Source organism: Macrococcus sp. GL_134, from assembly GCF_057834705.1.
This window is the reverse complement of sequence record NZ_CM174409.1, coordinates 223,227-236,526: the sequence shown is the minus strand read 5'-3', so window position 1 is coordinate 236,526 and position 13,300 is coordinate 223,227. Positions and strand designations below refer to the sequence as shown.

Below are 13,300 nucleotides of genomic sequence, written 5' to 3'. Positions count from 1 at the left end.
ATAAGGAGGTCTGTATGAAGAATATATTGATTACGGGTGTCAGTCGAAAAGGTGGAATCGGTGCGAATTTAGTCCATCGCTTCTTAAAGGAAGGCTACAAAGTTTATGCCCATGGCTCAACTGACTATGACCAGAAGATGGGTTATGATGATGCTGGAGATTTATACCAGGATCAGTTTGTCCGCTTGAAAGATTGTGATTTATCGATAGCGGACAACGTACAATCGCTCATTAATGAATTAGCACCATACGAAATATCACACATGATCATTTGTCATGCTTATAGTACGCAATGTGCGCTTGACGACTGGAATGCAGAAGAGATCAATAAGCATCTGGCAGTGAATGTAACAGCTGCTATGCTGCTGATTAAACACTTCAAGGCACAATTACAAGCAGAAAAGGGATGCATTACTTTGTTCACGTCAGGTCAACACCTAGGACCGATGACTTCTGAGATTCCTTATGCGGTATCAAAAGCAGCTGTCACAAACCTAGGCATGCAAAGCGCATATGCACTGGCTGAACAGAATATAAGAGTGAATGTTGTTAATCCAGGGCCGACAGATACAGGCTATATCGATCAGAACAGTGAAGTCTATCATCAGATTTCGAATCAATTCAATGACAAACGCTGGGGGCATCCTGACGATATTTCCAACTTAGTATTATTCCTGCACAGTGATGAAGGTCAGTGGATCACTGGTCAGCTGATTAATAGCGAAGGCGGGTTTAATAGATATATTGAATAAGAAAAAAGAGTATTGAAGTTATAACTCGGTGACATCTTCCTCTGTGATATCTTGAATGACCTTTACGTCCATCAATGCGCTTCAATAAAAGTAAATGATGATCAAATTAATGATGTGCTTCCAATTATATACTTGCATATTATGATGTGATTATAAATATTTAAAAAAACCAAATCTAAAATCCCTCCTTTTATCTCTAATTCTAAAAATCAGTATCATGAACGTAGCAAGTATCTGAGATATATTAGTGAAGACAGATCTAAGAACGGAAATTATTCATAATGGTAAAAGTATATTTGATTTATATGATAATTACGAAGATGTGTACAAGTTATTAAATAGTATTAAATTAATAATAATTGAATATATAAATAGTGTAGTTAAAAAGAATATACAAACTTTTGATGCTCTCGAAATAGAAAGAAAAAAATCATTAAGTCTCTTGGCATCTAAAGTACGAAGGATATTTAAGGGGTAAAATCTATGCAAAAGACATATAAAAAAGCACTTCTCGAATAAATTCGAGAGGTGCTTTAAACGTTGATATAACAATGATATTAACGTTTTGAGAACTGTGGTGAACGACGAATGCCCTTAAGGCCTGGTTCTTTACTTTCTAAAAATTTCGGTTTCAAAGAAACGTAGACTTTTGTCTCACCTTCTCTACTTCTTATGTCTCTTTCAGTTATTTCTATTCTTTCTCTGCATAGATAAAATTAGGACGACTTAAAGCATCTGTTTTGACATTCTTCACGTTTTCTTTAATGAGTGTATTGGAGTAACCGAAGTTCACTGGCAGAATCGGGAGTTCGTCCATCAGAATAGCTTCTGCCTGATGCAGCAATTCAAGACGTTTTTGGTCATCTGTTGTTTTCAGTGACTGGTCAAGTAATGCATCGAATTCTTTATTCTTCCAGTTAGTGAAGTTGCTTGAACTGTTTGATGCATATAAGGCAAGTACCGGGTATGGATCAAGGAAATCCCCGCCCCAGCCCATACGTGCCAGCTGGAAGTTCTTCTGTTTAAATGTATCGATATATGTTTTCCATTCCTGACCTTCAATACTGACATCAATACCAAGATTCTGTTTCAGCATTTCCTGGATCACTTCTGCTGATTTTTTGTTGATGCCTTCACTGTTTGTTTTCAGCGTCAGTTTAGGTAAAGTTGTTAACCCTTCTTCTTTCAATCCTTCTTTTAACAGTTGTTTTGCTTTTGCAGGATTATACTCATAGTACTTTTTACCTTCTTCACGGAAGTCTTTACCGTCTGCATCTTTCACACCATATGACACATAACCGTACGCTGGTTTCTGGCCGCCTTTTAAGACATTTTCAACAAATGACTGACGGTCAATCGCATAGCTTAATGCCTGACGAATTTTTTTATTGTCTACTGGTTTTTTGTTGACGTTGAATGAATAAGTACCGACTGAGAAGTTCTCATAGCTGACGAGTTCCTTGCTGTCTTTGACACTTTTCAGAATATCAGCCGGGACAGATGCCAGAAGATCCAGATCACCGCTCTTATAAAGCTGATATTCTGTATTTGGATCAGCAACCATCCGGAAGTTGACGCCGCTTAGTTTCACTTTATCTTTATCGTAGTATTGATCATTCTTTTCAATATCCAGTGAATCATTATGTTTCCAGTTTTTCAGTTTAAAAGGTCCATTAGAGACAAGTGTCTCTGCTTTAGATGCCCAGTCTTTCCCTTTAGCTACTGCTTCTTTTTCCACTGGATAGGCTGCTGCTCCGGTCAGTACTTTAGGGAAGAAACTAATCGGATCCTTCAGTTCAACTTGTAGTTTGTGGTCATCGATCGTCTTGATACCGACGTCTTCTAGTTTCCCTTTACCTGTATTATACGCTTCTGCTCCTTTAATGAAATAGAACGTTGAAGGACTGTATGCTGCTGTCTTCGGATTCAGGACACGTTCCCATGCATATTCAAAATCTTTCGCTGTCAGTTCTTTACCGTCTGACCATTTCAGGTTGTCTTTAATCGTGAATGTATAGGTCTTGCCATCTTCAGAGACATCTGCTTTTTCAGCTAAGTCAAGCTGAGGCTCACCGTTTTTACCTTTACGATATAAACCGCTGTAAATGCTGTCGATGACCCACCAAGATGTTGTATCAGACGCGAAGGCCGGGTCCAGTGTATAAGGTTCTCCACCCAGGTTAAGTTTTAGCGTCTGTTCTACTTTTTTCTCGCTTGAGCCTGATTTTTTATCCGTTTTTGAATCTGCGTTGCCACAACCTGCTAATAAAATAGCTGCTGCCGCTAAACCAATACCTATTTTTTTCATTTGTTCATTCTCCTTTAATGTACAGCCACTAGATGGCTGTCTGATATTTGCTGATATGATTTGACCGCTCCGTAGTCCGGTCGGTCTTCTGACACTTCGCTTATACAGCGGTCTTTTGGATGCTGTACTGGACTTGAGTTCATCAATCGCTTCGTATAAGGATGACTAGGATTGCTGAAGAGCTCTTCACTTTCTGCGATTTCCAGAATCGAACCGTTATACATGACAATGATCCGGTCACTGATATAGCGGACTACATTGAGATCATGACCGATAAACAGATAAGTCAATTCTTTCTCTCGTTGTAATTTGCGAATCAAATTAAGGACCTGCGCCTGTACCGAAACATCGAGTGCGGAAATAGGTTCGTCTGCCACTAGAAACTCAGGCTCAACCGCCAGTGCTCTCGCTATTCCAACACGCTGCTTCTGGCCGCCTGACAGTTCAGAGGGATAGCGGTCCTTGAACTGACTGGATAATCCTACTTCATTCAGTCGTTCCCGGACAAAGGCATCCTTATCGCCCACTTGAATACCGAATCCTCTAACTCCTTCTAATATAATGTCATGTACTTTCATCCGAGGATTAAGAGATGAATCCGGATCCTGAAAAATTATCTGAACCTGACGCCTGAAGTTCTTCAGTTCTTTCTTGGACAGCGTATCAATTGACTGTCCTTTAAAATGAATACTGCCATGCTGATACGGCTCTATTTTAGTTAGAATTTTCCCTAGCGTCGATTTCCCGCTGCCACTCTCACCGACGACACCTAATACTTCGCCTTCATTAATAGTGAACGATATATTGTGCAGAATCTGAACGGGTGACCCTGTTTTTTGCGGATAAAACTTATCCACCTGTTCAATCGTCATCAGGCTCATTAAGTTCTCACCTCCTCAAGCCAGCAGTCTACTTGATGGTCCTGCTTATGTGTCGTTGCTGGATAATGTGAGACACAGATATTCATGGCATACGGACAACGATCGACAAACGGACAACCTTGCGGGATTTCGTCTGCCATAGAAGGTCTCCCTTTAATAGAGTATAAAGGCTGACTTCTATCTGTATCCTCTTTAATCAGTGAAGCCAGTAACCCTGCTGTATAAGGATGTTTCGGATGGTTAAAGATAGCTTCCACAGACCCTTGTTCAACAATTTTGCCGCTATACATGACAGCCACCCGGTCTGCTATTTCAGCGACAACGCCTAAGTCATGAGTAATCAGCAGAATGGCACTGCCTTTCTCTTCTTTCAACTTCTGCAAAAGCGATAAAATCTGCTTCTGTGTCGTGACGTCTAACGCTGTAGTCGGCTCATCGGCAATGACCAGGTCAGGTGATAAAGCCAGCGCCATGGCAATGACGATACGCTGGCGCATGCCGCCGGACAGCTCATGCGGATACTGTTTAAGTCTCGCTTCCGGCAAAGTGATTTCCACACTTTTCAGCAGACGGATAGCTTCATCCCTTGCGGCTTTCCTGGAATATTTCTTTTTGATGATAAATATCTCCATCAGCTGTTTACCTATCGTAAGTGTAGGATTGAGTGAGGTCATTGGGTCCTGGAAAATCATGCCGAGTTGATGTCCTCTGATATTCAGCCAGTCTTTATTCTTTATCTTCTGCAGGTCCTGGTTGTTGAACTGAATCTGCTCTGCATTCAGGTTAAGATTCCCTGCCTGCATCCCTGCGATTGACTGTGTTGTGATACTTTTACCGCTGCCACTCTCACCGACAATAGCGAATACTTCTCCATGTTCAACGTTGAAAGACACCCCTTTAACGATAGGAATTGCTCTTTTTTTCGTGATGACTTGAAGATTTTTTACTGTGAGTAATTCTGTCATATATTCCTCCTAGTCTACTTCAACTTGAAGTGTGTCCTGTAAACCGTCACCTATCGCATTGAAAGAAAACATGGTCAGTGCAATCAGTAGAGATGGAAATAATAAGCGCCACCATTCACCACTTAAGATCACACCGAGCGCGTCATTCGCCATCGTCCCCCAGCTGGCAGCAGGCGCCTGCACACCAAGTCCGAGGAAGCTGAGAAAAGATTCAGCGAAGATAGCAGATGGAATGGTGAAGGTCAGGTTGACAATAATGACCGCCATAATATTCGGAATGATGTGCTTCAGCAGTATACTTGCATGACTCGTACCGAGAAGTTCAGCTGCCGTGACGAACTGCTGCTGCTTAACCTGCAGCACCTGTCCTCTTACAATTCGTGCCATGCTGACCCAGCCTGTCAGACTCAGTGCAATAATCATAGTGACTAGCCCTGGTTTCATCAGGACAAGTAACAGAATCACCACAAGCAGATAAGGCACACCGTATAAAATCTCAACAACCCTCATCAGAAAACCATCGATTCTATCTCCCCATTTGCCACGACCTGCTGCATAACCTGAAATCGCTCCGACGACGATGCCGACAACGATATCAATCAGTGCTGCAATAATCCCGATGGATAAAGAGATACGGGCCCCCAGCCAAATACGCGTGAAGATATCTCGTCCTAAGTCATCTGTACCAAACCAGTATTTACTGTCAGGTGCGAGATTCGCTTCAATCAGAGACTGTTTGCTTCCTTCATAACCCGAGATCATCGGCCCTATAATAGCCATTACTAAAATACAAAATAGTACAAATATACCTAAAATAGCCATCTTGTGATTAAAAAAAGAAAGAAGCAGCTGTTTCCGGGTAGAAGCGCGCTTTAAAATAACGTCCTGTCCATCATCTCTTGGTGTTAGTTTCTCGAACGAAGTATCTGTGTAACTATTCAAATCTCTCACCACTCCTTAAAGAAATTCTTGGGTCAATCAGACGGTAACAGATATCAACGAGCAGCAACGTCAATAATAATATAAAACTGTAGAAAATCGTCGTTCCCATGATGACTGGATAGTCCCGGTTGAAAATACTCTCCACAAAATATTTGCCGATACCTGGAATGGAGAAGACCTTTTCGATGACAAACGTGCCGGTCACGACTGAAGCAAATAACGGACCGAGAAATGTAATAACAGGCAGTAATGTATTACGCAGTACATGCTGCGTGAGTATGTAAGTCATCGGTAAACCTTTTGCTTTCGCCGTGCGAATATAGTTGGAGTTCAGCACTTCAATCATATTACTCCGAACATAACGGGTGATAATCGCAAGCGGACCTACAGCAAGCGCGATACTCGGTAAGATTGAGTGCCACCATGTATCAAAGTTGGCAATAGGAAGAATCTGCCATTCTACGCCGAAATACTTAATCAGAAGTGGTGCGAGAATAAAACTTGGAACCGAGATACCAATAATCGCAATGAATAATGCCAGAAAATCCAGAAAGCGGTGCTTATAAATCGCTGCGATAGTCCCTAGAATGATGCCACCAATCAGTGCAATGACAATAGACTGAATACCGAGAAGCGCGGACGCGCCAATCCCTTCAATAATAATAGTATTAACATCCCTACTTTCCGACTGAATAGACGGCCCGAGATCAAACATGGAGATATTCTTGAGATAAATAAAATACTGATTCAGAACCGGCTGATCCAGATGAAACTTCGCTTTCATATGATTCAGCTGTTCTTCTGATAATGCTTTGGAATCATTTGAGAACGGATCGCCCGGAATGGAATGCATGATGATAAATGTTACTGTGATAATCAGCCACATTGTGATAATGATACTGGCGATCTTACGAACAATGACCAACAATAAACCCTCCTTCTGCATTTAACTCCACAAAAAAATCCCATGGACAAGAACAAGTCCACAGGAATATATACCGAGTCTTGTCTCATCTTTACAACTTTCGTTGCAGGAATTGGCACAGTGTTCAAAAAGAATCTGCTGCCGAGGTTTCGTAGGGCCTATCCCTCCACCTCTCTGGATAAGAGTTAAATTATTTATTTAATTTTTATAACTTTATGTTACAACAAAAAAACATGAAGTCAACATCAATTTTTAAAGTTTTGAATAGACGAAATAATCAGAAAAATATGTTTGGTAAAAATCTAAATAAAATTTTCTATTTCCATTAAGCTATTTTACAGTGATGAATAGCACAGCTCGTTACTTATTTACTTAAAGATCCGGCTAAATAAAACCATATCAAAATAAATATATTTTCTTTACATAAAATTCAAATAATAAGACATCATTTATATTATAATGGAGGTATCTTACAATAAAGGGAAAAATATAATGAGACTAAATAAACTTCTTATCGCATCTTTAGCTATAGGAACTTTGCAACTTCCGACTATTACTACGACTGCTTTTGCAGATGAAGGGGCTAAAACTGTGACGGGTGAGATTTTACCTGCTTCTGCCGATACGGATGGCGATGGCTGGGCGAATGTCGACTTTGATCCATCTGGACTTCCGGCTGCAGACCTAGAGAAGGTGAACCAGCTGACCATTCAAAAAGACTCAGGTCAATTATCTCAAGTAGAATATAACGAGCAAGTGGCTGCTATCTTTAAGCAGGCAGCTGAAAATCAGCAAAGTGCTCAGACGACCGTCACCCAGCTGCCTGATACCGGTGAAGCGAATCATTCAACTAGTATCGTTGTTACAGGCATCCTTTTACTGGCATTTGGCCTTAAACTGATAACAAGACGTGCATAATATTGAAGACCTTCTCAGCTCAAAGCCTGAGAAGGTCTTTGTTTAAGCGGCTGACAAATCTGTCATGAATCCTGTTACAGTGCAGCCAGCTGGCTCAGCCGGTAATCTAACATCTTAAAATCAATGATTCGGGCCTGCCGGTGGGATTCCCGGCCATCAGCAAATAAAATAACAACCGGCACCATAAATAAAGACAACTGCCCCGCCGCTTCCGGCATGTCGACGAGTGCGATGATATTGCAGCTCAATCGGTAACAGCTCATCTCAAAAATCTACCAGTTCTTAAGCTCATTTTCAAGACGTTCAGCATACGGAAAGTGTGTGAATAGACTTGAGATAATAACCTCATCATCGACCAAGATATAGGTCTCCGAACTATCAAGCGCTAGTAACTCAAATACAGCTTGCGGTTCAATATGACATAACCCATTCCTAAAATAAGGTTGTTCCGTTGTAAGATCATAAGAGTTTGAAGTTCCTCTTATTTCTTCCCAGGACAGTTCATTCGGGAAACCTGATAATACGCCCCATATCCATTGAACATGTGAATACTGCTGCAGCAGTGAAAACAACTCTTCACTATCCAGAAAGTAATCATGTGGTTCATTCAATGGAAAAGTCTCGTTATCAGCATTATTATGTTCCACACAGCTCACTTTCCATTTCAGAGCTTTTACGTGGGGTTCAATGTGTTTCAGAATTTCATAAGGAAAAGTCACATAGCCTTTTTCATTTAAAATAAATCCTTGCATGCTAGATACCTACCTTTCTAAATAAGTATTTTAAAAATCTTATAATCCTTATATTTCCCTGGATTATATTTCTAAATTCTCAACTTTAAATTAAATTATTATTGGTTTTCTTATTCGGCGAAAACGACCAGTACGTGACAACACGCGCGATATATTCAAGTGGTCCTTGTTTAAAATACTTGAAGTAAAGATTACTTAGAGCCACTTGTAAGATAAAAAATAAAGTAGCAATGAGCAGTGATAATAAGAAATTGTCATCACCAAAACGCTGCATGCCATAGCCATAGTAGATAAAAGAATGAAACACAGACTGGGCAATATAATTAGTGAGTGATAGTCTGCCGATCGCTTCAAACAGCTTGAGTGCCTGCCATCTCTGATAGAGCACATAAAATAATGATATATATGAGAAACTCAGTAGATACACACTGATGATACCTAATGTTCCTAGAATATCATTATCCGGCCAGATCACCATGCATGCTTTAAACAGAATAAAAATCGGTGTCAGATAGATGAATTTTTTCTTTACGGACGTCAGACCGGTTTCAAAAAAGCGATTCTTCGCCAATATCATACCGATTAAAAAGAGCGGTATATTAAAAAGAATGGCAATTGGTGCTAACAGTAAGAACTCTTCATCGGTAAAAGCCATGAATGGATCTTCTTCCATAAAGAAATCGTTTCGTTCTTGTAGCGTTCCAGTTGAAAATACACTTTTCTCTGCTGCGAGATATTCACTTTGTTCTGCAGTTAATCCTCCAGTTGCAAAGCTTTGTTCAGCCGCAACCATAAAATCTGGATTAACCAATAAAATGCCGACAATTAAAGGTATGACTAGAGCAGCTACAATCATCAGTGACCGAACTTTAAACTTCAGCATCCATACCACTATAAACGTAATAGTGCCGTATAGATAAAGAATGTCCCCACTGAAAAGATAAGCAGAATGAAGCAATCCCATAATGAAAAGAATTAATCCTCGTCTAATGATTGCCCGCTTCACAGGACGCCCCTTCTTCTCCAGGCTCTCACTCATCTTCATTAAACCGAAACCAAATAATACAGCGAATATCGGCATAAAACTGCCTTCTATGAAGATCTTAACCCAATAAATCAAAAGCTTATTTACTGCATCAATCCCATAGAATTCTGGATAATTTGCACCATAATGGCCGAACTGGAACAAGAGCAAATTAGCAAATAATATTCCCATCAAACTAAAACCTCTTAAACTATCAACAACTGTCAGTCTTTTCATAAACCCTCTTTTCTTTGATACCTCATTAAAAATTTTCGTACAAATTTAAGAAACTCAGATTTCCTTATATTCAATGTACACAAGTGAAGAGAAATATAGAATAGAGAAGTTAGTAATTTAAGGAAACTTTAAGGTAAAGGCTGTATTGCTTAATAAGAAATCTAGTAATATATAGTTACTAGTAAGACTGAATATCTTAGTTTTTATAATCGTATTTGTATGTAATATCGACTTAAATGAAGATTTAATATCTGAATTTCATAAGGGCATTCAAAAGGACACACCATGACAAAACCATACAAAAAAGCACCTCTCGAATGGTTTCGAGAAGTGCTGTAAACGTATATTCAATAGAACACAAACTGTCTACGCCAGTTTGCGTACTAGACTTGTAAGCAAACAAGTTTGCAACAATTCCAGCATTAACGTTTTGAGAACTGTGGTGAACAACGAGCGCCTTTAAGACCTGGTTTTCTATGCATTTCATTGAAGATGAGAGATTGTCTAGCTTATTTTGACAAATGAAATATAAAAATATATTTTTTATCGTCCGGTTATCGTCCGGTTATTCAAATCCAGTTATATCAAGGTATTTCCATCTATCGTCCGGTTATCGTCCGGTCTTATCTAATCATTTTTAAGATAATATTTTGTACCTGGCTCTCTTCCTTTTGAAGTGATGATATCAGCTTTTTTCAATTCAGCAATCAACTCAGCTGTATAACTTTTTTGCAGTCCCATAACTTCTTGAATTTCCAATCTGCTAGCTAGTTTCCCATCAGACAAATATTCAACTATTTCTGTCAACTTTGCATTAGAAGGTATTTGATTAAGTTTATAATTTTTATTATATAGAATTACAGTAAATAGATTGTGTGTTGCAATGAGTTCGGGTTGTTTTGTAAAACCTTTATATAACGAATAAATCCTCCTAATACCTGATCCATAATTTTCAATGTAATCCATTTTATCTAGCGCGTTGAATCGTCTACACTTGATTAGACAACTCCTATGAGGGAGGTTATTGTTAAATCAAAAAATAGACGCTTTTTTATGGCAAGACCCAGTAGAGTGTTCGATCCTGAGTTTAAACTGAAGATAGTACGATTATTAGAAAATGGTAAGCTTAGGCTGAAATTGTACGTTAATAAAATCTGGCGCTTTGAGCTTTAAATCACTTCCAATCTACATCAATTGATATAGATTATCCGTTAATTTTGGGGATTTTTAAAACGTTATTATTGAGGATTTTAACACCGTTATTAACATCGTGAAGACTTTCTATATATATTAAAAGGTCATCTAGTATTTTCTCTTTCGGATATACTTTCATTTTATTGTCGTAATCTTTAAATGTCACAAAACTTCCCCGAAATGTCGTAATGTTTTTATAATATATAAGCACATTATAACTAGCCATGACTATATCCATTCGAGAACTCTTATAGTGTAATTGCTTAGCTCTCTCTATCCAATTGTTTCTATTGTCTATTTTTCTTTGCTTTACTTGTTCTTCCAATTTTTTTCTGTCTTCTTCTTTTTTCCTTTTTTCATTATAGTAATCATTTAAAGTATTAAAATAGTTTTCTTCTAATATTTTTTGCATTTCTCTCAATAAATTAAATGCTTTTTGAGGAGTTAAAAATGATTTGATATAACATTTTTTCATCCATTCTGGATTAGGTTTAACTTCATCAAGATACCATTCTTCAATAATAGGCTTCAAATAAACTCCATATCCAGGATAACCATATTTAAAAGATGTTTCTTTTGTAATCAATACATGTAAAATAGTGTGTTCTATCAAATCACAATATACTAATCTATCTTTTCTTTGAGTCTCAAAAGGGATATTAAACTTCTTTACATAATCTTTATCCGATATTTTCAACCATTTGATTTCATCTATATGATGACAATAAAGACCTTCGCTTGTTCTAGTAAATTTCCCTTTTGAAATGCTTTTTATCTCTCCCTTCATAAATCTATAATATGAAGCTTCCCTAAAATAGTCATCTTGTACAGGCCCATATTTCTGAAGTAATAAATCAAGTGCCTCTGCATAGTTTTTCGATAATAAATCCATGTACTCTATAGAATTATCCATTCACAATTACTCCTAAGTTATATTTTATTTACAAAAGGAATAAACATTTTTGGATCCAGAAAAAATACTAAAATGGTCAAAAAATCATTTTCAGAGAAATGAAAAAACATAGGTTATGAAATAAGAGATAGCCATCGATTTTGGATATTCTTACTTCGCGATGTTTATAGTATTGAACATCCATCTGAATATATTAAATTCGAAGAATGTGTAAAGTTAGATAAAACAAGTTTTGTTGATGGCATGGATCCGTTCAGTTACTTGTCTATAGTTCCTCTATCTTTTCCCAGCTCTCTTGCCAGCTTACTCTTATTGATTTTCATTTTTCCACTCTCTATTATATCCTTCAATTTGGATAAGTCTGAAAGACTTGTAATCTTAAATTTCGTATCTAAATTAACTGTGTAATTCATCATTTCACCTCTATGAAATTATGAAAAATCCAGTCAATTTTGTACATACTTATTTAAGCGAGAGTGCACATATTTAAACTAGCATTTATAGATATAGTAATTATATTTCTTAGTTTCACCCCGTTTATTCGCTTCCTACTCACTTGTAATCCAGATACCTTCTACTTCCTATATTTATTGAATATCTGCTGATTCACTTCGTCTTCCAACCATTCTCTTACTCGTTCTCCATATTGATACTTCACGTTGTTTTCATGAATACCTTCTGCGTTATGAGTATGATATACATGATTCACCATCGTATCTTCATACAAATCATAATATGGTAATTGTTTGTGTCGAGAATCTTCTAGTGTCTTTATATGATCATGAATTATATGTCTATATTCAACTGACCATGAGCCATTTTCTTCAACTTTCAGAATAGCATAATTAGAATGTTTGCCCATTGTCGTTGAAACTGCACCTGGATTGATAACTCTTCTATCATCTCCCATGTCAACATTTCTCAGCACTTGCTCATGAATATGGCCATAAATCGCTACCTTGGCATCTGTATGTTCAAACATCCTCGCAAAGTTCTCACCAGTGCTTTGTACAACTAAATCACCGCCACCCAACTTGTTCGGCAAGTTATGTGAAAGATGAAACTTCACGCCATAGATTTCTTTTTCAGTCGTCATCGGCATATCAAACATGAACTGAATCTGTTCTTCAGATAAATCTGTCATCACATACTTCACCAATTTGAAAATAAAGATCTCTTCCGGATCGTCATAGTTAATGGTATCGTATTCTTCAATCACACTTGTAAAACAACCATCCCAGTTCCCCTTAACAAAAGTTGTTGTATTATTTTGAAGCAATAATTCCAATAAGTCACTTCTACCTGGCCCCGGCATGAAAAGATCACCTAAAAACCAAAACTCATCTACTTCTTGATTTTTAGCATCTTCAATCACTTCTTCTGCAGCAGTGGTATTACCATGGATATCGGAGATCAATCCAATTTTCTTCATAATCATCCCCCTCATAATTCATTAATTATTCTTATTAATTCATCTTTTGACTTTATT

The 13,300-nt window shown here is 37.9% G+C and carries 13 protein-coding genes, 1 pseudogene and 1 riboswitch; of the genes and pseudogenes, 3 read left to right on the top strand and 11 right to left on the bottom strand.

Annotated elements, in window-relative coordinates:
• The first annotated feature begins 14 nt into the window (after positions 1 to 14).
• Both AC3IPL_RS01325 and AC3IPL_RS01320 read left to right on the top strand, forming a co-directional pair.
• The gene (locus tag AC3IPL_RS01325; RefSeq protein ID WP_489241269.1) at positions 15 to 752 is read left to right on the top strand and encodes an SDR family oxidoreductase; all 738 of its coding nucleotides are present in this window, start codon (positions 15 to 17) and stop codon (positions 750 to 752) included.
• A gap of 159 nt (positions 753 to 911) precedes the next feature.
• A pseudogene (locus AC3IPL_RS01320) lies at positions 912 to 1,205 on the top strand (hypothetical protein); the annotation flags it as partial.
• A 238-nt stretch (positions 1,206 to 1,443) separates the two neighbouring features.
• On the opposite strand, the gene AC3IPL_RS01315 reads toward AC3IPL_RS01320, so the two are convergent.
• From AC3IPL_RS01315 to AC3IPL_RS01295, 5 genes are read right to left on the bottom strand one after another with little or no spacing between them, the layout of a single operon-like run.
• On the bottom strand, positions 1,444 to 3,060 hold the full coding sequence (locus tag AC3IPL_RS01315; protein WP_489241268.1) for a peptide ABC transporter substrate-binding protein: 1,617 nt from the start codon (positions 3,058 to 3,060) through the stop codon (positions 1,444 to 1,446).
• A gap of 14 nt (positions 3,061 to 3,074) precedes the next feature.
• Positions 3,075 to 3,941: an ATP-binding cassette domain-containing protein gene (locus AC3IPL_RS01310; protein WP_489241267.1), complete on the bottom strand. Its 867-nt coding sequence runs from the start codon at positions 3,939 to 3,941 to the stop codon at positions 3,075 to 3,077.
• A complete protein-coding gene (locus tag AC3IPL_RS01305) occupies positions 3,941 to 4,906 on the bottom strand; it encodes an ABC transporter ATP-binding protein (RefSeq protein WP_489241266.1) in 966 nt (321 codons plus the stop codon). The genes AC3IPL_RS01310 and AC3IPL_RS01305 overlap by 1 nt, the downstream gene beginning before the upstream one ends.
• A 9-nt stretch (positions 4,907 to 4,915) precedes the next feature.
• Positions 4,916 to 5,848, bottom strand: coding sequence for an ABC transporter permease (locus AC3IPL_RS01300; protein WP_489241265.1), 933 nt, complete (start codon positions 5,846 to 5,848; stop codon positions 4,916 to 4,918).
• Entirely contained in the window at positions 5,841 to 6,773 is a 933-nt protein-coding gene (locus AC3IPL_RS01295; RefSeq protein WP_489242225.1) for an ABC transporter permease, read from the bottom strand. The genes AC3IPL_RS01300 and AC3IPL_RS01295 overlap by 8 nt, the downstream gene beginning before the upstream one ends.
• Positions 6,774 to 6,855: 82 nt before the next feature.
• A riboswitch (SAM riboswitch) is annotated at positions 6,856 to 6,958 on the bottom strand.
• Positions 6,959 to 7,265: 307 nt separating this feature from the next.
• On the opposite strand from AC3IPL_RS01295, the gene AC3IPL_RS01290 reads away from it, so the two are divergent.
• Entirely contained in the window at positions 7,266 to 7,691 is a 426-nt protein-coding gene (locus tag AC3IPL_RS01290) for an LPXTG cell wall anchor domain-containing protein (RefSeq protein ID WP_489241264.1), read from the top strand.
• Positions 7,692 to 7,765: 74 nt separating this feature from the next.
• On the opposite strand, the gene AC3IPL_RS01285 is transcribed toward AC3IPL_RS01290, so the two are convergent.
• The 6 genes from AC3IPL_RS01285 to AC3IPL_RS01260 form a co-directional block, all read right to left on the bottom strand.
• Entirely contained in the window at positions 7,766 to 7,939 is a 174-nt protein-coding gene (locus AC3IPL_RS01285; protein WP_489241263.1) for a YbbN family protein, read from the bottom strand.
• Between the two features lie 24 nt (positions 7,940 to 7,963).
• Positions 7,964 to 8,443 (bottom strand): hypothetical protein, encoded by a 480-nt coding sequence (locus AC3IPL_RS01280; protein ID WP_489241262.1) that lies wholly within the window; start codon positions 8,441 to 8,443, stop codon positions 7,964 to 7,966.
• Between the two features lie 85 nt (positions 8,444 to 8,528).
• Positions 8,529 to 9,704, bottom strand: a complete 1,176-nt coding sequence (locus AC3IPL_RS01275) for a DUF418 domain-containing protein (protein ID WP_489241261.1) — start codon at positions 9,702 to 9,704, stop codon at positions 8,529 to 8,531.
• Between the two features lie 627 nt (positions 9,705 to 10,331).
• Positions 10,332 to 10,670 (bottom strand): hypothetical protein, encoded by a 339-nt coding sequence (locus tag AC3IPL_RS01270; protein WP_489241260.1) that lies wholly within the window; start codon positions 10,668 to 10,670, stop codon positions 10,332 to 10,334.
• 238 nt (positions 10,671 to 10,908) lie between these two features.
• Complete coding sequence (locus AC3IPL_RS01265) at positions 10,909 to 11,811, bottom strand: SAV1803-related protein (RefSeq protein WP_489241259.1); 903 nt, start codon at positions 11,809 to 11,811, stop codon at positions 10,909 to 10,911.
• 574 nt (positions 11,812 to 12,385) lie between these two features.
• Complete coding sequence (locus AC3IPL_RS01260; RefSeq protein WP_489241258.1) at positions 12,386 to 13,243, bottom strand: metallophosphoesterase family protein; 858 nt, start codon at positions 13,241 to 13,243, stop codon at positions 12,386 to 12,388.
• Positions 13,244 to 13,300 lie beyond the last annotated feature (57 nt).

What these genes read in the sequence shown, in the direction of transcription:
- AC3IPL_RS01260 (WP_489241258.1), bottom strand. Translation starts at nt 13,243, where the DNA reads ATGAAGAAAATTGGATTGATCTCCGATATCCATGGTAATACCACTGCT.
- AC3IPL_RS01325 (WP_489241269.1), top strand. Translation starts at nt 15, where the DNA reads ATGAAGAATATATTGATTACGGGTGTCAGTCGAAAAGGTGGAATCGGT.
- AC3IPL_RS01265 (WP_489241259.1), bottom strand. Translation starts at nt 11,811, where the DNA reads ATGGATAATTCTATAGAGTACATGGATTTATTATCGAAAAACTATGCA.
- AC3IPL_RS01290 (WP_489241264.1), top strand. Translation starts at nt 7,266, where the DNA reads ATGAGACTAAATAAACTTCTTATCGCATCTTTAGCTATAGGAACTTTG.
- AC3IPL_RS01315 (WP_489241268.1), bottom strand. Translation starts at nt 3,060, where the DNA reads ATGAAAAAAATAGGTATTGGTTTAGCGGCAGCAGCTATTTTATTAGCA.
- AC3IPL_RS01275 (WP_489241261.1), bottom strand. Translation starts at nt 9,704, where the DNA reads ATGAAAAGACTGACAGTTGTTGATAGTTTAAGAGGTTTTAGTTTGATG.
- AC3IPL_RS01305 (WP_489241266.1), bottom strand. Translation starts at nt 4,906, where the DNA reads ATGACAGAATTACTCACAGTAAAAAATCTTCAAGTCATCACGAAAAAA.
- AC3IPL_RS01280 (WP_489241262.1), bottom strand. Translation starts at nt 8,443, where the DNA reads ATGCAAGGATTTATTTTAAATGAAAAAGGCTATGTGACTTTTCCTTAT.
- AC3IPL_RS01270 (WP_489241260.1), bottom strand. Translation starts at nt 10,670, where the DNA reads ATGGATTACATTGAAAATTATGGATCAGGTATTAGGAGGATTTATTCG.
- AC3IPL_RS01310 (WP_489241267.1), bottom strand. Translation starts at nt 3,941, where the DNA reads ATGAGCCTGATGACGATTGAACAGGTGGATAAGTTTTATCCGCAAAAA.